The organism is Spirosoma koreense (assembly GCF_054777875.1).
Window position 1 is genome coordinate 204,629 of record NZ_BAAHAC010000029.1, and the last position, 23,062, is coordinate 227,690.

20 protein-coding genes and 1 riboswitch are annotated in these 23,062 nt (G+C 53.6%); of the genes, 7 read left to right on the forward strand and 13 right to left on the reverse strand.

Annotation, left to right across the window (positions count from 1 at the left end; all coding sequences use genetic code 11):
* Positions 1–39 precede the first annotated feature (39 nt).
* From ACYVC2_RS28675 to ACYVC2_RS28710, 8 genes are all read right to left on the reverse strand, one after another.
* Entirely contained in the window at positions 40–1,098 is a 1,059-nt protein-coding gene (locus ACYVC2_RS28675; RefSeq protein ID WP_461108456.1) for a FecR family protein, read from the reverse strand.
* A 378-nt stretch (positions 1,099–1,476) separates the two neighbouring features.
* Positions 1,477–1,761 carry a hypothetical protein gene (locus tag ACYVC2_RS28680; RefSeq protein ID WP_461108458.1) on the reverse strand — a complete coding sequence of 95 codons (285 nt, stop codon included), beginning with the start codon at positions 1,759–1,761 and terminating at the stop codon, positions 1,477–1,479.
* A 5-nt stretch (positions 1,762–1,766) separates the two neighbouring features.
* Positions 1,767–2,708, reverse strand: coding sequence for an ATP-grasp domain-containing protein (locus ACYVC2_RS28685; protein WP_461108460.1), 942 nt, complete (start codon positions 2,706–2,708; stop codon positions 1,767–1,769).
* Positions 2,680–3,510, reverse strand: a complete 831-nt coding sequence (locus tag ACYVC2_RS28690; protein ID WP_461108462.1) for a hypothetical protein — start codon at positions 3,508–3,510, stop codon at positions 2,680–2,682. Before ACYVC2_RS28690 ends, ACYVC2_RS28685 begins: the two co-directional genes overlap by 29 nt.
* Before the next feature lie 111 nt (positions 3,511–3,621).
* Positions 3,622–5,394: a M6 family metalloprotease domain-containing protein gene (locus ACYVC2_RS28695; RefSeq protein ID WP_461108464.1), complete on the reverse strand. Its 1,773-nt coding sequence runs from the start codon at positions 5,392–5,394 to the stop codon at positions 3,622–3,624.
* A gap of 188 nt (positions 5,395–5,582) precedes the next feature.
* Complete coding sequence (locus tag ACYVC2_RS28700) at positions 5,583–6,185, reverse strand: RNA polymerase sigma factor (RefSeq protein WP_461108466.1); 603 nt, start codon at positions 6,183–6,185, stop codon at positions 5,583–5,585.
* 125 nt (positions 6,186–6,310) lie between these two features.
* Positions 6,311–6,637: a nucleotide pyrophosphohydrolase gene (locus ACYVC2_RS28705; protein ID WP_461108468.1), complete on the reverse strand. Its 327-nt coding sequence runs from the start codon at positions 6,635–6,637 to the stop codon at positions 6,311–6,313.
* A 62-nt stretch (positions 6,638–6,699) separates the two neighbouring features.
* The gene (locus ACYVC2_RS28710; protein WP_461108470.1) at positions 6,700–7,938 is read right to left on the reverse strand and encodes a M16 family metallopeptidase; all 1,239 of its coding nucleotides are present in this window, start codon (positions 7,936–7,938) and stop codon (positions 6,700–6,702) included.
* A gap of 29 nt (positions 7,939–7,967) precedes the next feature.
* On the opposite strand from ACYVC2_RS28710, the gene ACYVC2_RS28715 reads away from it, so the two are divergent.
* Complete coding sequence (locus ACYVC2_RS28715) at positions 7,968–8,990, forward strand: glycosyltransferase family 9 protein (RefSeq protein WP_461108472.1); 1,023 nt, start codon at positions 7,968–7,970, stop codon at positions 8,988–8,990.
* 86 nt (positions 8,991–9,076) lie between these two features.
* Here the strand turns inward: ACYVC2_RS28715 and ACYVC2_RS28720 are convergent, their stop codons facing one another.
* The gene (locus ACYVC2_RS28720; protein ID WP_461108474.1) at positions 9,077–9,922 is read right to left on the reverse strand and encodes a sugar phosphate isomerase/epimerase family protein; all 846 of its coding nucleotides are present in this window, start codon (positions 9,920–9,922) and stop codon (positions 9,077–9,079) included.
* A 295-nt stretch (positions 9,923–10,217) separates the two neighbouring features.
* Between ACYVC2_RS28720 and ACYVC2_RS28725 the strand changes: the two genes are divergently transcribed.
* Positions 10,218–11,243, forward strand: coding sequence for a ScyD/ScyE family protein (locus tag ACYVC2_RS28725; RefSeq protein WP_461108476.1), 1,026 nt, complete (start codon positions 10,218–10,220; stop codon positions 11,241–11,243).
* 66 nt (positions 11,244–11,309) lie between these two features.
* Here the strand turns inward: ACYVC2_RS28725 and ACYVC2_RS28730 are convergent, their stop codons facing one another.
* Complete coding sequence (locus tag ACYVC2_RS28730) at positions 11,310–12,440, reverse strand: hypothetical protein (RefSeq protein ID WP_461108478.1); 1,131 nt, start codon at positions 12,438–12,440, stop codon at positions 11,310–11,312.
* 230 nt (positions 12,441–12,670) lie between these two features.
* A riboswitch (TPP riboswitch) is annotated at positions 12,671–12,772 on the forward strand.
* Between the two features lie 48 nt (positions 12,773–12,820).
* Here ACYVC2_RS28730 and thiM point away from each other — a divergent pair.
* From thiM to tenA, 4 genes are read left to right on the forward strand one after another with little or no spacing between them, the layout of a single operon-like run.
* Positions 12,821–13,627, forward strand: a complete 807-nt coding sequence (gene thiM, locus ACYVC2_RS28735; RefSeq protein ID WP_461108480.1) for a hydroxyethylthiazole kinase — start codon at positions 12,821–12,823, stop codon at positions 13,625–13,627.
* The gene (gene thiE / locus ACYVC2_RS28740; protein ID WP_461108482.1) at positions 13,624–14,247 is read left to right on the forward strand and encodes a thiamine phosphate synthase; all 624 of its coding nucleotides are present in this window, start codon (positions 13,624–13,626) and stop codon (positions 14,245–14,247) included. The genes thiM and thiE overlap by 4 nt, the downstream gene beginning before the upstream one ends.
* Positions 14,248–14,262: 15 nt before the next feature.
* Entirely contained in the window at positions 14,263–15,069 is an 807-nt protein-coding gene (gene thiD, locus ACYVC2_RS28745; RefSeq protein ID WP_461108484.1) for a bifunctional hydroxymethylpyrimidine kinase/phosphomethylpyrimidine kinase, read from the forward strand.
* Positions 15,060–15,725, forward strand: coding sequence for a thiaminase II (gene tenA / locus ACYVC2_RS28750; RefSeq protein ID WP_461108486.1), 666 nt, complete (start codon positions 15,060–15,062; stop codon positions 15,723–15,725). The genes thiD and tenA overlap by 10 nt, the downstream gene beginning before the upstream one ends.
* 88 nt (positions 15,726–15,813) lie before the next feature.
* Here the strand turns inward: tenA and ACYVC2_RS28755 are convergent, their stop codons facing one another.
* Positions 15,814–16,917: a serine hydrolase domain-containing protein gene (locus ACYVC2_RS28755; protein ID WP_461108488.1), complete on the reverse strand. Its 1,104-nt coding sequence runs from the start codon at positions 16,915–16,917 to the stop codon at positions 15,814–15,816.
* A gap of 220 nt (positions 16,918–17,137) precedes the next feature.
* Between ACYVC2_RS28755 and ACYVC2_RS28760 the strand changes: the two genes are divergently transcribed.
* Positions 17,138–17,731 (forward strand): hypothetical protein, encoded by a 594-nt coding sequence (locus ACYVC2_RS28760; RefSeq protein WP_461108490.1) that lies wholly within the window; start codon positions 17,138–17,140, stop codon positions 17,729–17,731.
* A gap of 113 nt (positions 17,732–17,844) precedes the next feature.
* Here ACYVC2_RS28760 and ACYVC2_RS28765 read toward each other — a convergent pair whose 3' ends face one another.
* Both ACYVC2_RS28765 and ACYVC2_RS28770 read right to left on the reverse strand, forming a co-directional pair.
* Positions 17,845–21,249: a VCBS repeat-containing protein gene (locus ACYVC2_RS28765; RefSeq protein WP_461108492.1), complete on the reverse strand. Its 3,405-nt coding sequence runs from the start codon at positions 21,247–21,249 to the stop codon at positions 17,845–17,847.
* Between the two features lie 256 nt (positions 21,250–21,505).
* Positions 21,506–23,059: a SusD/RagB family nutrient-binding outer membrane lipoprotein gene (locus ACYVC2_RS28770; RefSeq protein WP_461108494.1), complete on the reverse strand. Its 1,554-nt coding sequence runs from the start codon at positions 23,057–23,059 to the stop codon at positions 21,506–21,508.
* Positions 23,060–23,062: the final 3 nt, after the last annotated feature.

Consider the following 23,062-nt stretch of genomic DNA (forward strand, 5'->3'; position numbering starts at 1 on the left):
AGAGAAACAGGAGTTTGTGTATGTACATATTGGCAAGTTTTATGGATTATACCGTAAACGGATCCGGTCACCTTCCCGTTGAACCGTCAGGTCGAAGGTGAGCGAAAGGGTCGTCAGTAAGGTTTCAATGCTTTGGTCCGAGAGATTCCCCGTAAACCGGCGGTTTGCCAGATCGCTGTCTTCGAAGACCACGTCGAGGCCATACGTATCATGAAGCTGCTGGGCAATGTCGCTCAGGGATGTGTTGTCGAAGACAAACTGGTGGGCCACCCAGGACGTGTGCAGTTGCGGTTTTTCCTCCCGAATCTCGACCTTTTCGATGCTGGGTTGCGTGGACGCAAACTGTCCCGGTTTCATTTCGATGATCCGCCCCAGTTGCTGATCGGGTTTAGACAGTTGCACCCGGCCTTCCACCAGCGTAACGGCGGTGGTGCCCCGGCGGGCGTTTACGTTGAATTGGGTGCCCAGCACAGTGATGTCCAGCCCTGGCGTGTGCGTCACGAACTTCACGCGCCCGCCCAGCCGCTGCTTTTTAGTGACCTTAAAAAAGCCTTCGCCATCGAGCCAGACTTCGCGGAGTTTGTCGGTGGTCCAGTTGTTGGTATACGTCAGGGTTGAATTTCCGTTCAGCAATACGGTCGAACCATCGGGAAGGGTGACGCTGCGGTTCTCGCCAAAAGCCGTATGAACGCGCATCTGCCGGGGTAGAAGCTGATAATAAATAACGCCCCCAATAACCAGCAATACTCCCGTCAGCGAGGCAGCAGCCTGCCAGATGAACTTAGGCCGCTGCTGGATAAATATCTGCCAACCCGAAAGCGGGCGGATGGTTGGTTCGATGGATTGTTTCTCGACAAAAGCCTGTTGCAGAACCTGTTGAATGCGCTGATAACTGGCGTCGGTCAGGTCGTCGTAGCGGGCGTTCAGGTGCAGCAGTAACGAGGCTGCTTCATCGACGGCGGCCTGTTGCTCCGGATATTTGAGCATAAACGTGTGCCAGAACGTCATGTTCTCTTCGGAGGGTTCAAACACCCACCGACGAAACGCATCGTCAAGCACAAAATCGCGAACGGTAAACTGGTGGTATGGGTGCGTCATGCGGTAGTCCGACTCTATTTACCACCAGAAGAAAGCCAACCGCCAAATTATCCCTCGGAAAGAGAAAATTTTTTAGCCGTAAAATGATAGATGATTTTTAGTATCGTTACTATGCAGAGCGGTGCAACAGTTACCGGGCGTTCGAAAGAACCGTGGCGCTGCTCCGGGAGGAATGGCACGAAAAACGAAAAAGCTGTAACAAAGCCTGAGTCATGACGAAGCTGTTTAGGATTTTGAAAAATGAATTTGTCATTCCGACGCAGGAGGAATCTTGAAGTAAAGCAATCCTCAAGATTCCTCCTGCGTCGGAATGACAAATTCATCGTCTCGGCATTGATCGAGTAGGTATCAAATTTGAAACCCTAAACAGCTCCAACTTTACAGTTCTCGCAAACTGCCGGGTCTGGCGAATAATTTCTGGTGAGGAGCCAAGCGCACGGTAACCTCAACGGTGCTTCCGACCTGAACCGGCGCAAGATCTTCCTGGCGGATATACAGCCGGTAGGTCGTTAGGTTTTGGTTACTGATAAGCTCCGGGAACGAGCCTACGGGTTGAACATCCGTTACGTTCAGCCGAAGTTTGCCGAAACCTGCCAGGTCGCTGGCAGGTTGGGTTTCCTGTACTTTTCCAGTGATCAACGACCAGTTTTCAACGATTTGCATAGCGGTTATCGGGCAGTGCCGGTTTCTAAATATCTGACAATGGCATCGGATATCGGTAAGCCGGTTTCATTCTGAAAATACGTATACCCCGGCGACGGATTCACTTCAAAACAGAAATAATCGTCGTCATGCGTATGGAATAAGTCGATGCCACACAACGGTAAGTTAAGCCATTCTGATAACCGAAAGCAAGCGTTCCGGACTGATTCAGGTAGGTCGAACGGGCGCATGGTTGTCCGGTTTCCTTCGGTCGATGCATACCGATAATCGACCGAACCGCTCTCGATCCAGGCCGCAAACAATTCGTTGCCTACGACATGAACCCGAATGTTGTTTCCGGCCAGACAGGCCTGAAACTGCGTAGGTAAGCCGCGCAGGTAACTCAGTCGGGTTCGATAGTTGTCGTCCAGTACTTTTACGATGGACCGGGTAGAACTGATCGATTTAAAAACCACGGGCCCTACCACGTCTTCAAACGCGTCGACTTCAGCGGCCTCGTTCGTAATGAGGGTTTCGGGAATGCCAAGCCCCGCTTCGCGAATCACTGCCAGTTGATAGAGTTTCGAAAAATTAGACCCCATATCGACCGGCCGGTTCAGCATCCGGCAGGGCAACATATCGGTTAAATACCCCATCAGGCTGTTAATAAAAGCGAGCCGTTGCCGAGCTTCGGCCGATAGCGAATAAGGGCGGCCGTTGATCTGATTCTCGGGAAATGTTTCGACTGGCATCAGTCGGGCGTACATACCCTGGATACGAGTCAGATCGATCCACTGACCCGCTATGCAGAGGTCGGCCCGCAGCCGGGCTCCGTCCAGATCGACCTGTAACTCATAATGACTGGCATCGCGCTGGTTGAACACCGCAAAATCGACGCCCAGCTTTTCGGCGCTCTGGATGACCTGCGCCACCGGCTCTTCAGACGCAATACCGGCTATAAGAATCATGATGGATGAGGTTAGCTTGGTTCACAAAATCAGCCAGAAATCCGGCCACCAACTCAACTTCTTCGGCCGTAGTCAGTACCGGGATCGTCTGAAAATCAACCGCTCGGTAATTGCCCTGCTGGTCTTTCGAAAAGGCGACCTGCATAACGGCGGCTTTTACATCAGCCTGTAACTGGCGCAGTTGCGTGCTATACTGGTCGGCCAGTGCGCCCTTCAGGGTATCGCCGGCGATCAGGACCGATGTGCTTGCATCGCTCAGCGGCTCCTGCAATCTCACACCCGTTCGAACTGGTTTCATCAACAACCGGGCGTCGATTGCTATCCTCGACAGACCGCGCCACCGTTGCGGAGCGGTTAAGGCAGCGATCTGTGCGACGGGCAGACCCGCCCGCGCCATCATCAATTGGCGGAGCCATGGATTTGCCGGAACGGCACAGAGCATTACTGGCGCAACAGCATTGACCACCGGTACGCCTGCACTTCGCAGCCAGCCCGATACCATCGCCTGAAATTCCATAGCCGCATACGTTGCATCCGTCTGATCGGTAAAGAAGGGTGCCAGGGTATAGTCCAGCCGACAGTAGATGGCCCCAACGGTATCAGAACTGAGGCATCGACCGTCAGCCAGGCGGATACGCCAGGCGGTTGCCTGCTGGCCGAGGTGAATCCGCCATACCGGGGCAGCCGCTAATTGGCTGGCAGTAACGAGGTCGATAGGCGCTTCGGCACGACGAGCTAGCCGTTGAGCCAGTTGCAGAGCGGTACTGTCGGCATCCGAACAAAGGATTAGGAGAGAAGGCATACAGGAAAGACAAAGGTCGTGAGAAGGAAGCGTAGCGGTAGTTGCCAAAAAAGTAGGAAACCTGGGCCGTGCCACGCTCAAAAACTGTGGCACGGCCCAGGAAACAGTCCATTAGAGCGTATCGGGTGATTTTGTATCCAGACTGCGTTTGTTGTCGAACGATAGCTCGGGATCTACGCCGGTCTGATCGTCTTCCTGCGAGAAAGCACCCGCCGATAAGTCGGGCCGCAGCGACTGCGCGATGAAAGGTTCAAGCGCACCCATGCGGTTTTCGAGATTCGCCAGTCGGTTGATCACGTCGCTCGGGTTCAGGCCAAAGCCCCCCTGTTCGCTGAATTTACCATCGCCCGGTTTTTCAAAAATCTCTTTCTCGGATTTCTCCTTCACAGGCTTGTCAATTGCGGGTTTTTCAAGCTCTTTGATCAGGGCTTTGTCTTTTATCGGTTTGTTCTCGATAACTTCCTTATCCTTGATCAGCTCTTTGCCAATGACTTTGCACTTGACCTGAAACTTGGCGGTCATGGTCGGGCCCGAGTCGCTGATATTGGTGACGGCCACGCAGGTGCCTGACCCCGCATAGGAATTGGAGTTCGGTGTCGATGACCCACTGAACGTACGCTTATTGCCTGTACCCGGAAAAACATCGCCCCCATCGCCCCGGTTGTGGTCCAGTTCCAGGTCCCGATTACCGTCGGCTTGCATAAGCGCCACTTTGTAATGCGCTTCGTTGGTGTTTTCGGCAACGGCATCGTCAATATGCCAGACCAATAATCCGCCTGCTGGCAGATGGTCGTCGAAGCCGGTTTTCTGACGATTTTCGACCAGGAAATACTCCGTACCAGCCGCGCCGTTTTTCCAAAGCCGGTGTACCTTAAAACTCGACTTTACGTCGGGGATACTGACGCTGGCGTTGGTCGTCTGATTGACAACGGTCACCCACCCCTGCTTGACCTTACACCATGCCGACGGATGGGCCGGTCGATCGCCCCCGCCGTTCCAGCTTCCTCCGCTCATCAAACACCAGTTGCCGATGCCTTCGCTGGAGTAATCGGAGTCGTATAGATCGGGGAAGCCGAACAGCAGATGCCCGAGTTCGTGTGCACAAACACCCAACCGGCAATCCTGTGGTACGGTCAGGTAGGCATAAATTGTCTTACCATCTACGGCATAGGCGCTGGGCAACACCCATTTATGCGACCAGATATCGTTGACACTCCCCGTTTGCTCGGCTCCACTTCCGGCATGAATCACGATGTAAGCATCGACGTAGCCATCGCCGTCGTTATCATAAACCCCAAAGTTGACCAGCGGATTGGCCAGTTGAGCTGCTTCGCGGGCCATGGTCCGGGCGTTGGGCGTAGCCGCCCCCGTACCGGAGTCGCCATGGGCATAATACGACATCGGATGGGAAAGGGTAACGGGTCCGACGACTTCTCCCTGAATATCGACGATGTTATGCGACACTTCCCGGTAATACTCGCGAACGCTGCCGGTGGGCACCACCCCCAGCGAGAAGAACAGGTCTTTGTAGTGACTGGCGGGCTGCGAAATGGCTTTGTCGGTAAAATTGACCAGCACGACTACCACGCGCACGACACCCGTTAGCGGAGCACGTTCGGCCGCGGCACTGCGGGCAACATCGGCTGTAGTGCCGAGCGGGAAGAGCGTTCCGGGGTAGATGAGCCCATCATCCAGACCAACCGGTTTGTTACGCTGGATCGTAATGTTCGACGAAAGTACCGATTCTCGTTTTCGTAGTTTATCGACTTCTTTATTGATTTTGTCTTTCAGCTCAGGCGAAGGCGGAACCAGTAAACAACGGTTGTCGATAAGGGAGACGTCGGATGAGCCAGTTGCCCGATGGTCACTTTTTTCATTTTTCATAGCCTGGTAAGGATATAAGGTTAAACGTTAGGATATTGACCTGAAGTCAATACAAAGCTACCTTACCGACCAAGCTTTGAAAAGAGGACAAACGCCTGATTTACTGGGTACTTATCCGCAAAAATTACGGGCGTCCAACTACGTAGAATTTCCAGTAGCGACCGGTCGATGCGAGTAGAAAATGGGGCTTAGCGGCCCGCAAGCGTATTCACCGCCAGCAGCAACGCCAGCAGATCGGCAGGCATTCGTTTTTGCAGGGCCGCAATGGCTTTATACATCACCTTGTAGGCCGAGGTGGTTTCGATGCCCATGATACCGGCAATCTCTTCGTAGCTGAGATTGTCGAAGAACTTCAGAAACAGCGCTTCTTTTTGTCGGGCGGGTAGGTGATTCAGCTCACGCAGAACGGCTTCCGACTGCTCCTGACTAATCTGCGAATCGAGCCAGGTAGGCTCGTAGTGAAATTCGATTTTAAAGTCGACTTCGCTCTCGTGCTGAAAACGCTGCTGACTATGCAACTTCCGAACCAGTTCGCGCCGGAGCGAGCGCATGAGGTAAAATTTAATGGAGTCGGTCTGGCCAAGCCGTTCGCGGGTTTCCAGAATAGCCAGGAACAAGTCCTGCAGACAATCTTCCGTCAACTGGCGGTCCTGCGCAATCTTATAGCCGTAGTTATACAGCAGTCGGGCGTACTTCTCATACATGAACGAATAGGCCATTCGGCTACCATTCAGGAAATCATTCCAGATTTGCGCGTCTGAAGCCTGATTGTAGTTGAGTCCCGTATCCACTGCCAATAAAAACGAACGAATAGCTAAATCTATGCATTTTTTGCCAGATACCTATCCCTCCGCTATTCTATTTATCTTACTATTTCTCCCCATAGTACTACTTCAATCAATAGCTAAAGCCAGCACTATTTCAGTTTATCATTCATCAGATGGCGGGTGGCATCACGAACATTTTTCTTATCCAGATTCCGTTGAAAGGCTTCCGTCAGGTCGATGCCCGTCTGGTTGGCCAGGCAGATCAGCACCCAGAGTACGTCGGCCAGTTCGTCGCCCAGGTCTTTCGCCTTATCGGATTCTTTTTCGGACTGTTCTCCGTATCGCCGGGCAATAATCCGGGCGACTTCACCAACCTCCTCGGTTAGCTGGGCCATGTTCGTCAGTTCGTTGAAGTAGCGAACTCCCACGGTTTTAATCCAGTCGTCGACAGTGGTTTGGGCGTCTTTAAGCGTCATTAGTAAGCAGTTGATGGTATATAGGATTTGGTTGCTGGTCGTGCTAAACTAATCACTATTTACTACTCTTTTTCCGGAATAAATGTCAGCGAACTGAACTGGTTTTCGTCGAAAATTTCCTGTGCCAGGGTTTGCAGTTGGTCGGCCGTTACCGATTTGATATCGTTGAATATATCGGTCAGCGCTTCGACCCGATCAATGTCGAGCAGGCTTTTTGCCATCATCAGCATAAAGCTGTTGTTGCTTTCTTCGGCCATAGCCAGCTGGCCAATCAACTGCTCTTTCGTTTGGTGGAGTTGCAGGGTGGTCAGGGGTTGTTCGCGCAGGCGCTTCAATTCTTTGATGATCAGGCTCTGCGCTTTATCGACTTTCTTCGGATCGGTACCGAAATAAATACCTACGAAACCCGTGTCCAGATAAGGCGTGTAGTTAGCATCGATCGAGTACACCAGCCCATATTTTTCGCGTAGGTTCAGATTCAGCCGAGAGTTCATACCCGGTCCGCCGAGCAGGTTGACAAGCATAAAAAAGGGCAACCGGCGCGGGTCTGTGAGCCCGTAAGCAGGTCGGCCAAGCGCACACTGGGCCTGCGTGATCGGGCGTTCGACCTTAGTCTGGCGGGGCAGGTAACCGGTGGGAGTTTTCCGCTGCCGGGTCGAGTGCTGCGTGGGCACCTCGCGGAAGTATTTTTCGGCAACTTTTACGACCTGTGCAAACGGCAGCTTACTTACCGACGCGAAGACGATCCGGCTGGTATCGTAGTTTTCGGCAATGAACTGCTGTAGGTCTTCCCGCCCAAACGAGCCCACGGTTTCGGCGGTGCCCAGAATATTACCGCCCAGCGCATGATTGGGGAAGACCAGTTCATCGAAATCATCCTGAATAGCATCTTCCGGCGAATCGTAGTACATGGCCATTTCTTCCAGAATCACCCCCCGCTCCCGCTCGATCTGCTTCTCCGGAAAAACCGAGTGAAACGTAATATCCGCCAGCAGCTCGGTGGCTTTTTCGAAGTGAGCGTCCAGCACAGATGCATGGAAACACACTTTTTCTTTCGTAGTATAGGCATTTAATTCACCACCAACCGTTTCCAGGCGGGTGATGATGTGGTAGGATTTTCGTTTCTCCGTACCTTTGAAGGCCATATGCTCCCAGAAGTGAGCAAGCCCCTGCTGATGTGGCTGTTCGTCGCGGCTACCGATATCCAGCATGATACCGCAGTGAGCAATCTGCGTGTGCGGTATTTGTTTATGCGCAATCCGAATGCCGTTGGGCAGGGTATAAACTTCGTAATCTTCCATTCGTATACTTTTACGCAGTAAGCGTACTGATGATAACCGCAACCAATACGCCCCGGTTCCTGATTATTCAAACCGCTTTTATCGGCGACGTGATCCTGGCCACCGCCCTGCTCGAACAACTTCACGCGGCTTACCCGGAAGCCAGGCTGGATGTGCTGGTACGCAAAGGCAATGAAGGGCTGCTGGCTAATCATCCGTTTCTGAACGACGTACTGATCTGGCAGAAAAAGGGGACCAAATATCGGGATTTATGGCGACTGTTAGGCATAATCCGGTCCCGAAAATACGAGGCTGTGCTGAACCTGCAACGCTACGGTTCAATGGGCTTATTGACTGCCCTGTCGGGTGCCAGACGCACTGTTGGCTTCGACAAAAATCCCTTCGCCCGCTTTTTTACCGATCAGGTCGAACACCGGTTCGAGCCCGGCACGCACGAAGTAAACCGTAACGCAGGGCTACTGAAAGCGCTGCAGCCAAATGCACAAACGGACTCCGGAGCACGTCCGAAACTTTATCCGTCCGAAGCCGACTATGCGGCTATCCGGGTGTACCAGCTTCAGCCGTATGTCTGTATGGCACCGATGTCGGTCTGGTTTACGAAGCAATATCCGGCCGAGCGCTGGATCGAGCTTATTCAGGTTTTACCCGAATCGCTGACGGTATACCTGCTGGGGGCGCCTACCGACACGATTGCCTGCGAAGCGATCCGGACGCAGAGCGGACGAGCCGAGAAGGTTGTCAATCTGGCGGGGAAATTGAGTTTGCTGCAATCGGCGGCTTTGCAGCAGGAGGCAGAGATGAATTATGTGAACGACTCGGCACCGCTGCATTTGTGTTCGGCCATGAATGCGCCGACAACGGCTATTTTTTGCTCGACGGTACCTGAGTTTGGCTTCGGGCCACTGGCCGATGTATCGCAGGTAGTGCAGACGCCCGAACCGCTTGACTGCAAACCCTGCAACCTGCATGGGCAAACGGCCTGTCCGCTGGGCCATTTTCGATGTGCCTGGGGTATTCGGGTGGAAGAACTGGCTAACAATCTGGCGTTATAAAAGCCTCTCAACAAAGGATTACCAACAAAATACTATGCCACGGTTCCGGAACCGTGGCATAGCTTGATTGGAGGACGCTAAAAATCTTATAAGCTCTTCAGATAAGCCAGACTCTGGGGTACCTGCTGTTCAGCGGCTTTACTCTCATCTTCAATGTAAAAATGATCGATGGAGGATTTGCGGGCCGCTTTCAACACCGCGGGCCAATCGATCTGACCGGTTCCCAGCACCACCGACTGTTCGTTGGCCATGCTGCCTTTATCGCTACGCGCCACGCCTTTTGCTACGTCTTTCAGGTGAATCAGGCGGAACCGTTTGGGGTATTTCGTCAGCAGGGCCGCGGGGTCCTGACCGGGCAGATACGTCCAGGTGACATCCATTTCATAGCCAACGTAGTCGGGATTGGTTTGTTTGACCAGGTAATCGAACAGCGTACCATTTTCGTAGGGTTGAAATTCGAACCCGTGGTTGTGGTAGCAGAACATAAACCCTTTTTCGTGCGCCTGTTTCCCGAAACGATTGAACACTTCGGCCGCTTTCTGCATCATTTCGAGCGTAGCCGCCGTCTTGTGCGGAATCGACCCAATCCGAATGTACTTCACCCCCAGCGCTTTAGCATTCTGCAGAATGGAATCCGGTTTCTGGTCGATCGCATCGTAGCTGACGCCATAGCTGCTGCAATGCATACCGCGCTGGTCGAGCAATGCCCGTAGTTCAGGCGCTGTTTTCCCAAATAAACCCGAAAATTCGACGTCGGTAATCCCCCAGGCTTTGATTTTATCCAGCGTGCCCGGTACGTCCTTACTGAAGCTTTCGCGCATTGTATAAGAAACGATTCCGGGTGTTTTCGAGACGAGTTTGCCAAAGGACTGAGCCTGCCCAATCGACGTTACGATCAGGCTTAGCAGCAAAAGAAAAGTTGTGCGTATCATAAAAACAGAAAGTAATGGATCTGGCTCACGCCCGATTTAGTCGGTCATAAAACCGCGGCAATATGCCATTTAGTACGATAAGGAACCAGCGCTTACGATTCTACTTTGCCGTATCCTGAACAAACGTGCGTTCGTCCATAGCTTACCCACCGCTCAATAAAGTATTTACCGTTCAGTAAGCGGTTTTAGGTCCACGCGTTAAAAACTCCCTACCTTTCCGATGTATAAACGGCGTTCTTAAATCAACAAATAGTATACACCTTTTTCATTTTTAACCCCCCAATTCCAATCAATCATGTACTACAAACTGGGTCTTTTCTTTTCATTGACCGCAGCTGTTCTGGTTACGGGCTGCCGTGATCACATGCAGCCGCCCTCCGCTCCACCGATTCCCTCCGTTACGACACTGGCTACTGGATTCGACGCTCCAATCAGCGTGGAAAGCGACGGCAAGGGCCGGGTTTTTGTGAGCGATCAGGGCACCGGGAATAACGATGGACGTATCCTGGAAGTCACTCCGAATGGGACCGTCTACCCAATCGTTACTGGCCTGTATTCGCAGACCAATACGGAAGGTGATCTGGATGCACCTGATCATTTACTGTACGCAGGTGGTACGCTTTACCTGTTGAATCCCAAAGGGTTGTACAAACTGGATGTTGCTTCCATCAAAACAGGAAGCCCAGCCATTGCAGCTTCGTCGCTCACGCCCGAAGACATTCGTCCGTTTGTGATCTCCAATACCAAAAGCTTTTCGACCTATACGGGCGAATCACACCTGTATAATATGGCTATGGGTCCCGACGGGGCTATCTACATTGCCGATGCTGCTGCCAATGCCATTGTCCGACGGGCAAAGACCGGAGAGCTGAGCATCGTCACGGAAGTACCGGCTATCAAAAATCCAAACCCTGCCGGTCCTCCTCCAGGTCCTCCGTTTATTCAGGCCGTACCGACGGGCATTACATTCGATGGGCAGAATTTCATGATCAGCACGCTACTGGGCTTTCCGTTTCCGCCGGGCCTGTCGATTCTTTACAAGATGGACCTTGCCGGAAAACTTACGGCTGTTCAGCAGAATTTCACCAGCATGACCGACGTGGAGAACGACGGCAACGGCCAGGCTTTAGTGCTCGAATACGGAACGTTTGGTGCAATGGGTTTCGCGAAAAACACAGGCCGGCTGTTGCGTGCTAACAATGGCAGCAACACGGTCATTCTCGACAAACTGAACCAGCCGACCGACTTAAAAATAATCGATGCTCATACCGCTTACATCGCCAGCATGGGCGACAAATCGATACTGAAACTAACGTACTAGCAACGCGTCGATCTTAGCGGAAAGGCCTGGATATGATCGGCATATCCAGGCCTTTTTGTATGCTGGCTACTCTTCGGCCAGTTGCGCCATCAACGCCATTAATTTATCCGCCGTATCGGGGGCCCGGCGTCCCAGTCCGCACGAACAGGCCACGTCAACGAGTTTACCCCGGCTGTCTTCAATGCTCCTCAGGATCGAACGGTTCTGATCGGGCGTGCGCTTCTCATGCACGAAACCAGCAACAAACCGGGTGTCGGAAGGCAACCGAATATCTTTCAGTGGCTTATAATAACTGGCTTCCACCGAAGGCGGCACGCCCGCTTCGGCAAACGGATAATGGATGTACGCCAGGGTGTGCTGCACGGGCCACTCGTCGACCAGCCGGTTTGAGAAAGCGACCATTTTCCCCAGCGTTTTGGGGTGTACCAGCGCTTCGTTATGAAAATCGCCGAGGCACAGGTGCATGCCAATCTGCGCGCCGGGCGTAATCTTAGCCAGTAAATCCTTGATCGGGCGCAGGGCCAGACCTAACAGCGGAGCAGGCAATTTATAGGCCGCGTATAACTCCGGCGGCACTTCAAGCTGAACGATCACATCATGGCCCGCCGTAGCCAGTGCGGCATTGACTTCGCGCGCAATAACCGTGTTGAACGCATAGGTATAGCGCAGCCAGGTGATAGGACTGGCAAAGGCGAAACCCATCGCAAAGCCCGTCGGAACACCCAGCTGAAATTTCAGTCCCGGCAACTGGCGTTTTTCTCGTAACTGCCTGAAAATGGGATAGCTTCGGTGAAAAAAGTCATCGTATCCCAGGCGAACATGGTGCGGCATGTCGGCGGGCGAATGGAGCGGTTTGAGCTTCTGGATGTTGTCGTAGTCGATAGCCATGCCATCGTCGCCCCGGCGGGGTTCTTTCACAATCTGCCAGCTCTGGGTATCCTGGGTCATTTTCTCAAGCGCATAAATCACCCAGGCAATACGGTTTCCCTTCGGGAAAGTGGGCGTTTTTTCGCCAATTTCTCCATCGGGCAACGCGAAAAGCAAAGGACCAAGCACGTCGAGGGCACGGGTCATGCAGGTTTCTTCGTCGGCGAAGGGCAAACTACCCACCAGCAGGGCCGATCGTTTGGGCAGGGTTTGATCAACAGGAGTTTTAACCGGACTCGATTCCGGTCGTAGAGTAGCCTGGGTTTGCATGGAATTAATGGTACGTTTGGTTAGAGGAAGTAAGGAATTTTAAAGCCGATCATCCGACAGCACACGCGCTCGCTCAGATCGACCGTTTAATATAGGAATTTCCGACAGTAATCTACTATAATTCCTTCAGTATAAACTTCTTAACCCACTCAACCGGCTCCTATCCGCGCGTCGATCAAAAAAACTGGTTGTTCGCTCGATTACTAAGCCCGGAATCGGCTACCTTTGCCAGGCAACTTTAGGGGTGTCGGCGCCGAATGCGTCTGACTGAGAGTATACCCTCATTACCTGATGCAGCTTGTACTGCCGTAGGGAAAAGTTACCGGATCAGGCAGTGTCCCGCTCCTAAAGTTGCTGTAAACAGTCTTCCCAACAGCAACATGGCTCCATCAGCATCTTCCGTCTGGACCAGCTTAACGCAAATCCGCGCGCAGGCTCCGTTAATTCACAACATTACCAACTTCGTGGTCATGAACAACACAGCCAATGCGTTATTGGCCGTGGGGGCTTCGCCCGCTATGGTTCATGCCCCTCAGGAGGTCGAAGAATTCGTGTCGATCGCCAATGCCCTGGTGGTCAACATCGGCACCCTGGATGCAACCTTCGTAGCAGGCATGCAACTGGCCATGCGACGGGCCAAGGAACTGGGCAAACCCATTGTATTTGACCCGGTCGGCGTTGGAGCGACCCAGTACCGGAATCAGGTCAGCGAGGAATTATTGACCCTGGCGTCGCCCGATATTATCCGGGGCAACGCGTCGGAGATCATGGCACTGGCGGGGCTAAACGCCCAAACGAAAGGTGTAGATAGCCTTTACAGTTCGTATTCGGCCATTGGAGCCGCCCGGCGATTAAGCACTGTCTGGAACTGTACGGTGGTCATCAGCGGAGCCAGTGACTACATCGTGCGGGGCAATCAACTGGCTACTATCAAAAACGGGCATCCGCTGATGACGGCGGTGACCGGCATGGGCTGTACCGCTACGGCCCTGACCGGCGCCTTTGCCGCTGTCGACACGGATTATTTTCAGGCTGCTACGCATGCCATGGCCGTGATGGGCATTGCGGGTGAACTGGCTGTTCAGACAAAGCCGGCGCCCGGTAGCCTTCAGGTCAATTTTCTGGACGCGCTCTACGGCTTGACGGAAGAAGCCATTGCTGCCCGGCTTAACCTGTCGTTATCGTGAGTGGCCTGTATTTGGTGACCGACCGGGCCATTGCCCATCAGGCGGGCCATACGCTGCCGTTTGTGGTCGAGGAAGCCTGTCGGGCGGGTGTCAAATGGGTTCAGTTACGCGAAAAGACCTTATCGACCCGCGCTTTTGTGGAGTTGGGCGCTCAGATCAGGCACATCACGCAGGCTTACGGTACCAGGCTGATCATCAATGACCGGGTCGACGTTGCGATGGCTATCGATGCCGATGGAGTCCACGTGGGTCAGGATGATATGCCCTACCCGCTGGTTCGCCGATTGCTGGGTCCGAACAAACTTATCGGTCTGTCGGTCAACAATCTGGCTGAACTGCAGGCGGCTGCGCAGGCCGACATCGACTATCTGGGTATTGCTACTGTTTTTTCGACGGACACCAAAGTGGATACGTCCAGCCTACTCGGATTGGCCGGGCTTCGGGAACTATGCCAGCGCACGTCTCTGCCTACCTTCGCTATTGGGGGTATCAAAGCCCATAATCTGGCCGAGGTGCTGCAGGCCGGAGCCAGCGGAGCAGCGGTCGTATCGGCGATTTGTGGCCACCCTTCTCCCTACGAAGCCACCCGGCACTTACTTCAACTAATCGAACAACCCTAAGCTGACGCCCTATTTATGAAAACATACGCACGCGCGCTGACCATTGCCGGTTCGGATAGTGGCGGAGGAGCTGGCATTCAGGCCGACCTGAAAACCTTTTCGGCGCTCGGCTGCTACGGCATGTCGGTGCTGACGGCATTAACGGCGCAAAATACGAAAGCCGTAACGGGCATCTTTCCTGTTTCTCCCGCCTTCATAGCCGAACAACTGAAAGCGGTTCTGAGCGACATTGGTACCGATGCCATTAAGATTGGGATGCTGCATTCGCCCGAGGTTATCGTACAGGTTGCGCAAACCCTGACAGAGTTCGGTGTAACCAACCTGGTACTCGACCCGGTGATGGTTGCTAAAAGTGGCGACAAGCTCCTGCAGGACGAAGCCATCGATGCCCTCAAAACGTACCTGTTGCCCATCGCGACCATTATTACACCCAACCTGCCCGAAGCCAGTGTGCTGCTGAACCGGTCTGTGGAGACAATTGCCGGTATGCAGCAGGCGGCCGTCGATCTGGCAAGCTTGTGTTCGGGAACGGTACTGCTCAAAGGCGGGCATTTGAGCAGTGACGAAAGTAGCGACCTGCTGTATGTTTCCGACACGGAGCAGCATTGGTTTCCCACCGCCCGGATACAAACCCAGAATTCGCACGGAACGGGCTGTACACTTTCGTCGGCCATTGCCGCCGGATTGGCCCGGCGCTTATCTCTCTTCGACGCGGTTACCGAAGCCAAAGCGTACCTGACGCAGGCGCTTCAGGCCGGGTCGGTCTACCAGCTTGGGCACGGACACGGGCCTGTACACCATTTTTTTAACGTATGGCAATAACAGCAATGGTCTTCACGGAGCAACTCTGGCAGGATATTACGCCCATCTACGAATCGATTCTGAAGCACGGCTTTATCGATGAACTGACCGGCGGTAGTCTGCCGCCAGCCACCTTCCAATATTACATTCAGCAGGATGCCCTGTATCTGGCCGACTTTAGCCGTTCACTCAATCAGTTGGCGGCCCGGTCTCTGACGACGGACGATGTGCTTCAGTTCACTCAGTTTGCGCAGAACGCAATCCTGGTGGAACGGGCGTTACACGAAACTTATTTTACACTGTACGGCATACAGCCGGAAACGACGAAAATGCCAGCCTGTTTTGCCTACACAAACTATTTGCTGGCCACCAGTTCACTTCAGTCCATCGCTGTGGGGGCCGCTGCCGTTCTGCCCTGCTTCTGGATTTACCGTCAGGTAGGCAAGGCCATTTACAAGCGGGCCATCGCCGAAAACCCGTACCGAACCTGGATCGATACCTACGCGGGTGACGCTTTCGACCAGTCGGTCAACCAGATGCTGGCCATAACGGATCGGCTGGCGGAGTCAGCGGGCGCGTCGGAGCAGGCTCTGATGCGGGAAGCGTTCCGGACTTCAAGCCAACTGGAGTGGTATTTCTGGAACGATGCTTACGCGCAAATCCGCTGGCTGGTGTAAGGTATCTCGGCCGGGCTGGCGTTCCAGCTTTAGTCCGCACTATGAAAAATGAGGCCTAAAGTCCGCGATACCAGCTCGGCCGCGCTACTTATTCAATCAATGTCTCCATCGTTTTTAGAATAAGCGGTAGTTTTTCGTGGGCGTTATTGCAGAGCAGGATGATCGTTTTATCGGCATCGATGTAGCGCATGATCTGGGTTTTGTAGCCCGGATTGTCGCCGTCGTGCCAGACAACTTTTCCTAACGCAGGGTTTTGCTTTATCTCCCAGCCAAATCCGTAATGGGTCAGCGAACCGTCGTTCAGTTTGCCGGGTGTAAACGCTTCGCTCAGGGTTTGCTGGCTAACCAGCCGGTTGGTATACAGCACCCGGTCCCATTTTAGTAAATCCGCTGCCGTCGAACTTATCCGACCCGGCCCTTTGCGGTTGCCCAGCCAGATGGCGTAGTTGAATTCCGGAAACGAATCGGCCCGGACGTATCGTTTTTTTTCGGGCACGTACATATGCCCCCAGGCCATGTTGGGCAATTTGATTTTCTCCTCACGCGTACGGATGTCCGTATGCGTCATGCCGACCGGCCGGAAGATGCGCGCCCGGCAGAACTCGATGAAATCCTGACCCGATACTTTCTCGGTGATGCTGGCTAGTAGCATGTATCCCGTGTTACTATACATGTATTTCGTACCTGGTTCGAAGAGCCTGGGCGGGTGATACTGAATCAGGTAAGCGATGTTATCGGAGTTGCCAGCCACCTTGCTTTTATCCCAGTGCTTATCCATGACATCCTGATAATCAGGCAATCCGGATGTATGGTTGAGTAGGTGCCGAATGGTTATGCCCGGATACGGGAGCCCCGGAATGTATTTCTCGATCAGATCGTCGTAGGCCAGTTTCCCTTCCTGCTTCATCATCAGAATAGTCATGGCCGTAAACTGCTTGGACACCGACGCTAATTCAAAAATAGCCGACGTAGTCATCGGGCTTTTCGTATCGAAATCGCGGTATCCGAAGGCTTTTTGATAAATGGGTTTGCCTTTATCGGCGATGAGCACCACGCCACTAAAATCGGGGATGCCCGCGAAGAGTGCAGTCAGTTCCTTATCGATGGAAGCCGATGAACGAGTCTGAGCCTGGATGTAGATGTTGACTAGCAAAAGAGCAGCGAATACGAATAGTGTTTGTTGAAGTTTCATGCATGAGCCGGTTGTATGACCCCTAAAATAGCTTTTTAACAACGAATTAATAAACAACTCACGTCCTTCTCAGCTTATTCGATCAGTTTTGCTTCGCCGATCAGGCCAACTCAATTACACTGGATGATGCATGTATACAGGAATAACGTCAGTATTCAATAACCAGAATCTGGTCTGACGCTCCGCTTTGTATGTCGTTTCACTAATTCATCCAATTACCATGAAAACCATAGTACTGGCGGCCTTCGCTGCGCTGCCCCTTTCTTCGATCGCTCAACAGACTAATTCGTTTATTCCGTTTCCCGACAATGGCGTATACCTGTCGGCCAGTGACTTCTCCAGGCATAAACTAACGGACAGCTTCGACAACGGACAGTCAGGCTATCGGATACGCCAGGAGGCTTTCAAACGAACCCTGAAAATCGACCAGCCTAACGCGCCCGAAGAAAAGATTCCCCTGGCCGACATGTGGGGCGAGCGCAAAGATGGGGTCGATTACCGCAGCTTCGACGGCGAATTGTACCGCGTTGAACATACGGACCGCCTTTATATCTACAGCAAACCGACCAATCCGGGTGCTCTCAGTGGCGGACCGACCTATCACCTGACAAACTACTATTTCAGCCGCAAAGCCAATTCGCCGATCCACCTCATTACCTCGGCCAATCTGGAAGATATTTATTACGACATGCCCGATAAACAGGATGCCTTTGAACAGCTAAGCGACCTAAGCGATCATCCCTCTAATCAGGCACGTCAACTGATCCAGCTCTTTTATAAAAACGATCAGCAAACGAGCCGCGCGGCCGACTAATCGTTTTCAGCGTTTCCAAAGAGGTACAGCAACCCCGTGCCACGGCTCGAGCCGTGGCACGGGGTTTTTAGAGATGCTGTTCGTTGAAATACCGACCGTCCTGGTTATAATGTTTACCGAAGCAGCTTAAAAGTCCGGACTGGTTGGCCGGTGGCCCCCACCAGCAGTTCAGTCTGTCCGCCCGATGCCAGGGTTACCAGGTCGCGGACGTCTCCATCCCACAGAAGTCCCGACTGCGCCATCGGCACATAGACAAAAGCCCCTTTTCCCTGATTGATAAATAGTTGTCCTCGGTTTGCGTCGTTCTTTCCCAGCCGGACGCGGTTGTAGGTACGGTTGCCGCCCAGAATCAGATCGGGCAGGCCGTCCCGGTTGACATCGATCGCAGCCATCGCATACACCGGGCTTATCTGTGCTTCCACCGGCAACGGCTGCATGACAAAGCGACCAGCACCCGCCCCGCCTTCGTTTCGGAACAAGACCGTGCGTAGCTCAGCAGCTTCGAGTTTCTGGGCTTTGTTCAGTTCGTCGGGCTCAAACAGATCGGTAATCGTGGCTGTCGAATAGCTGGTATAATCCGTAAATTTTTTCCGTAGCGCCACCACCTGGTCAAGCATTTCGTCGCGGGCATTGAACGGGTGGGGTTGAGCGCTGCTACCACCATTACGCTCGTAATCGGCCATAACCGGCAGGATGCCTCCGGATATGTTTTTGATTCCGTACAGCAGCAGTGGGTGCTGCGCCGTAGCGCTTACCTGGCTGTTGAGTCCGGTATTGGCCGCGACAATGTCCAGATCACCATCGTGGTCGAAATCCAGAACCAGCAGTCGATTCCAGCAGCCGGTGGTCGTGGGTAACGCATCGGCAAGAAGCTGAAGCTTCCCGTTCTGGAAAGTGAACACTTGTACGGGTCCAAAATCGGTCGCTACCAGCAAGTCGACATGGCCGTCGTGGGTCAGGTCGGCAAAAGCCGCGTCCGTCACCATACCCGTCTGTGCCAATATTGGCTGCTGGTTCGTGGCGTCGGTAAACTGTCCGTTACCCTTGTTGAGCAGCAAATGGCTGGTTGGCAGCTCGGGGTATCGACCGGGTACAACCCGTGCGCCAACGAATATATCCCGGTCGCCATCGCCGTCTATATCGGCCGTCCGAACGCAGGACGCGCTGACGCGCACATCCGGAAAGTTGGTGGCTCTGGTTAAGCGCCCGGTGCCGTCGTTGAGGTACAATCGGGTCTGTAATCGGGCATCATCGATCGGCAGTTCGTAACCCGCACTGGCCACTACCAGATCCAGATCGCGGTCGCCGTCGGCGTCGAACCACTCGGCTCCGGCGTCTTCAAACCCCCGGTCGGCCACCAACGCAGGCTGGGGCATGGCCACAAACCGGCCGCTTTGTTGCAGCAATACCTGCCCACCCTGGCCACGCCCTCCGCCGACGAACAGGTCGTCCTGACCATCGCCGTTTATATCACCTACCGCAAACCGGGTTCCCGTTTGTGAAAGCATGTACGGCAATAGTGGCTGAATCTTGAAATCGTTTACGGTGTCTTCACGCTCCACGACGTTCAGGTTATTCGCAGCCTGCCAGAACGGTTTTGGCCCAGCTTCTGGTGACGCTACACCAGTGGGTGCGTATGCTACGGTCAGTCGATCGACGGGGCCGGTTGGCCGCACAAGCTGCGTTTTTCCGTCGGCCCAGTTCACCCGAATCGAATCCACCTGGGCGACTTTGCCCAGACCAAAGAGCAGCGGCCCATACATAGCCGACTGAAACCCACGCACCGGCATGAACTCCTGTACCTGCCGATGCCCACCCGCCCAGACGCCGACCCGCGCGCCCATCAGCTGCGCCGGATTCGGGCTTTTCAACTGAAGGCTGAGGTGGTGGTTCTGGTCTGTTTTGTCGGCATGGTTTTCGTAAATCCCCGCTTCGGCATTGACATTATTGATCACCAGGTCCAGATCACCGTCGTTGTCGAGATCGGCGTACACCGCCCCGTTCGACTGCGTGGGTTCATCGAAACCCCAGGCTTTGGTTTCGTCCGTAAACGTCAGGTCACCCCTGTTACGAAAGATGTAGTTCGGCTGGTTAATGCTGGGCATTTTGGCAATGACCGCCATCGGATCGGACGCGGTACCGGTCTGACGGGTTTTCAGCTGCTCATCCATCGTGAACTTCAGAAACTCCATATTCGTGTAATCGCGCGCGTAGCCGTTAGTAACGAACAGGTCTTTCCAGCCATCGTTGTCAAAATCCGCGAACAAGCCCGCCCAGCTCCAGTCCGTATTCGAGATACCCGCCAGTTGGCCGATTTCGGAAAAAATCGGGGCAGTGGGCAGAGGGGGTGGGGCAGAGGGTGTTTTCAAGCCAATACCCTCTGCCCCACCCCCTCTGCCCACTGCCATTTCCCCCACGTTCAACTGGAGCATATTCCGCATGGTCTGGTGGTGAAAGCCCGCCCGGAGCAACTGATCGTATTTATCGTAATTATCGTCGCCAGAGGTAAGTTTGATCCGCTCGTTCCGTTCGGGAAGCATATCGAGCGTCAGCAGGTCAATTCGCCCATCGTTGTTGACATCGGCGGCATCCGAGCCCATCGAATAGAGCGATGTGTGGCCCATAGCATCGCGTATAACCTCGCGGAACTCCCGAACCGTCGGACCGCGACCCGTTGGACCGTCCGTTGGCTGGTTGATGTAGAGATAATCGTTTTCGTTGTAGTCGTTCGAAACGTACAGGTCGAGCCAGCCGTCGTTATTGAAATCGCTGACGGCCACGGCCAGCCCAAAACTAAGCACGTTGGAAACCATACCCGCCGACGCCGATACGTCGACGAATTTGCCGTTTTCGTTCCGGAAAAGTTTACTCGAATAATTAGGGTTCGTCTGTTGCTTGTAGCTGCTGAGCATGCGGCTAAATCCCGCAAACTCCTGGACCGAGTGGTTGAGTAAAAAGCAGTCCAGGTCGCCGTCGCGGTCGTAGTCGAAGAAAGCCGCCTGGGTTGAATACCCCGGATCATCAAGCCCGTATTCGGCAGCCTTCTCGGTGAATGTCAGATTTTTATTATTGATAAATAGCAGGTTACGACGCAGGCGAACATCGGTGGCCGCCGATCGGCAAACGTACAGATCGAGCCAGCCGTCGGCGTTGATATCGACCACCGAAACCCCGGTGTTCCAGCCCTCGGCTGCACCAACGCCAGCTTTGTCAGTAATATCGTCGAAAGTCAGTTTGCCGGAGCCGGGTTCGGTTCGGTTGAGGTAAAGTTTGTTCGCATTCAGGTTGCCGGTAAAATACAAATCCGTCAGACCGTCGTTGTTGAAATCGCCCGCAGCCACGCCCCCACCGTTGTAGAAATAGCCGTATTTCAGGACGTTGAAATCGGGCGCTTCCTCAAGCATGTTTTTGAAGGTGACGTTGGTTTGCGACGACGGTAATTTTTCAAATAAGGTGTCCTGACTGTCGCAGGACGCCGTGAAGAGCAATACCAGTAGGCTAAGGACAAGTAGCTTCATACCCTGAAAGTTAAACATGAACCTGCTTAAACTCTTATTCACTAATGGCTTTTGTCATGCTGACGAAGGAAGAATCTCAAAATCTCCTCACTCGTGCTTCAGGACAACCTGAGATTCTTCCTTCGTCAGCATGACAAAAAAGCTCATTTGGAACTATCGAACAGGTTTCATAAAAAGACGGAGAACAACACAGTGATAACAGAGAAATTTCTCCGTGTACTCTGTGTTGTCCTCCGTCACTCTTTATTTATACAAATTAGTTCTTATCCCACCACAGGGGCGTCGTTACTTTATCCGGTCCGCCAATCAGTTGAACCGCTTTGGTTGCCTCGACCGCGTTGGTTTGTTGCTCGACCAGCAGGATCGGAATCCGACGCAGTACACCGCCCGCCGGAATGTCCGGATTGTCGGAATTCACAACCGGGTACAGTTTCGGATAACGCGTCCGGCGGTATTCAGCCCAGCCTTCGAAACCGTCGGGGAAAAGCGCCAGCCATTTCTGTGTACCGATCTGCTCCCGCTGGATCGCTTCAGTGCTGCCCCAGGCCACCGGAATCGTGCTCAGCGGAGCCGACTTCAGATAATCGTTGGGTGCCACCGGCGTTTTGGTGCTGGTCTGATACGCCGTGATGGCCGCAGCACTCGTAACGCCCCATTGTGCCATAGAAGCGGCAATGCCTTTGTTATAAAAATCCTTGGCCGTTCCGCCCATGTTCCAGCCGTTGAGCGCGCCCTCGGCCATCAGGAAATACGCTTCGGCCGTCGCCATGACGTTCTGCGGAGTAGCCAGACCGGTCGAGGTCCAGCGCTGGCCTACGTGCGAGTTGTAATCAGCGGTATTAGCGGGGTCGGTCAGTTGGGTGCTGGTCAGACCATTGCGCAAGCCTTCAAAGGTATTGGTCTTCACGGCTGGCAGGAAGTACGTTGGCAGCCGTGGGTCTTCGTATCCTTTCAGGACCGACTCCATAGCCGCACTCATCCGAAACTCGTTCCAGTCCGACATGATGGACAATCCGTTGTTATCGCCCCCTTTGGTGCTCCGCTGAATCAGCGCGTCATCGTCGGGGCTCGTTGTCATCACTCCGCCGGCTACAGCGGCTTCAGCCTCTGTTTTGGCGCGGGCCGGATCGACTTTGGAGATGCGCAAAGCCAGCCGAAGCCGGAGCGTATTGGCAAACTTGATCCATTTGGTCACATCCCCACCGTAGACAAGGTCGTACGAGCCGTAGGGTTTTTCCGACGTCTTCGTTTTCAGCAGCGTTGTTGCAGCTGCCAGGCGCTTGAAGAAATCGTCGTAGATTTTATCCTGCGAATCGTAGGCGACCGCCGTTGCGGGATCACCCGCTTTGAAATACGGAATCGGACCGACGTAGTCTGTCCAGCGGTGGAACGAATACACCCACCAGATGCTGGCCAGTGCATTCTCCGCCGAGTTGGCATCGGTATTGGTAAAAATACTTTTCAGCTGCGGCACAACTTCGGTGTACTGCGCCGTCCAGGGGCCCTGCAGCCAGTCCATCCGGATGACAAACCGGTCGGAAGGAAAATATGTAGCGACGCAGGCAAAATACTGAGCATACTGATCGGAGAACAAATTCTGACCAACCTGATAGTTACCTCCGGGGAGCGTGGCGGCCGACTGTGCTTTAGAGAAAAGATACGGAATCTCACCCGCCCCAATGATAGTTACTTTGGTTTTGTTGGTGTTGATCTCATCGAAATTTTTTGTACACCCTGCCGCCCAGAACAGGGAAGCTGAAAGCCCAGCTGCCACAACCGTCTGACGGAATAGCGTTTTATAAGAAGTCATATT

What these genes read in the sequence shown, in the direction of transcription:
- thiD (WP_461108484.1), top strand. Translation starts at nt 14,263, where the DNA reads ATGAAAACATACGCACGCGCGCTGACCATTGCCGGTTCGGATAGTGGC.
- ACYVC2_RS28755 (WP_461108488.1), bottom strand. Translation starts at nt 16,917, where the DNA reads ATGAAACTTCAACAAACACTATTCGTATTCGCTGCTCTTTTGCTAGTC.
- ACYVC2_RS28715 (WP_461108472.1), top strand. Translation starts at nt 7,968, where the DNA reads ATGATAACCGCAACCAATACGCCCCGGTTCCTGATTATTCAAACCGCT.
- ACYVC2_RS28680 (WP_461108458.1), bottom strand. Translation starts at nt 1,761, where the DNA reads ATGCAAATCGTTGAAAACTGGTCGTTGATCACTGGAAAAGTACAGGAA.
- ACYVC2_RS28705 (WP_461108468.1), bottom strand. Translation starts at nt 6,637, where the DNA reads ATGACGCTTAAAGACGCCCAAACCACTGTCGACGACTGGATTAAAACC.
- ACYVC2_RS28690 (WP_461108462.1), bottom strand. Translation starts at nt 3,510, where the DNA reads ATGCCTTCTCTCCTAATCCTTTGTTCGGATGCCGACAGTACCGCTCTG.
- ACYVC2_RS28720 (WP_461108474.1), bottom strand. Translation starts at nt 9,922, where the DNA reads ATGATACGCACAACTTTTCTTTTGCTGCTAAGCCTGATCGTAACGTCG.
- ACYVC2_RS28710 (WP_461108470.1), bottom strand. Translation starts at nt 7,938, where the DNA reads ATGGAAGATTACGAAGTTTATACCCTGCCCAACGGCATTCGGATTGCG.
- ACYVC2_RS28770 (WP_461108494.1), bottom strand. Translation starts at nt 23,059, where the DNA reads ATGACTTCTTATAAAACGCTATTCCGTCAGACGGTTGTGGCAGCTGGG.
- thiM (WP_461108480.1), top strand. Translation starts at nt 12,821, where the DNA reads ATGGCTCCATCAGCATCTTCCGTCTGGACCAGCTTAACGCAAATCCGC.
- ACYVC2_RS28760 (WP_461108490.1), top strand. Translation starts at nt 17,138, where the DNA reads ATGAAAACCATAGTACTGGCGGCCTTCGCTGCGCTGCCCCTTTCTTCG.
- ACYVC2_RS28685 (WP_461108460.1), bottom strand. Translation starts at nt 2,708, where the DNA reads ATGATTCTTATAGCCGGTATTGCGTCTGAAGAGCCGGTGGCGCAGGTC.
- ACYVC2_RS28695 (WP_461108464.1), bottom strand. Translation starts at nt 5,394, where the DNA reads ATGAAAAATGAAAAAAGTGACCATCGGGCAACTGGCTCATCCGACGTC.
- ACYVC2_RS28730 (WP_461108478.1), bottom strand. Translation starts at nt 12,440, where the DNA reads ATGCAAACCCAGGCTACTCTACGACCGGAATCGAGTCCGGTTAAAACT.
- ACYVC2_RS28725 (WP_461108476.1), top strand. Translation starts at nt 10,218, where the DNA reads ATGTACTACAAACTGGGTCTTTTCTTTTCATTGACCGCAGCTGTTCTG.
- ACYVC2_RS28765 (WP_461108492.1), bottom strand. Translation starts at nt 21,249, where the DNA reads ATGAAGCTACTTGTCCTTAGCCTACTGGTATTGCTCTTCACGGCGTCC.
- ACYVC2_RS28675 (WP_461108456.1), bottom strand. Translation starts at nt 1,098, where the DNA reads ATGACGCACCCATACCACCAGTTTACCGTTCGCGATTTTGTGCTTGAC.
- tenA (WP_461108486.1), top strand. Translation starts at nt 15,060, where the DNA reads ATGGCAATAACAGCAATGGTCTTCACGGAGCAACTCTGGCAGGATATT.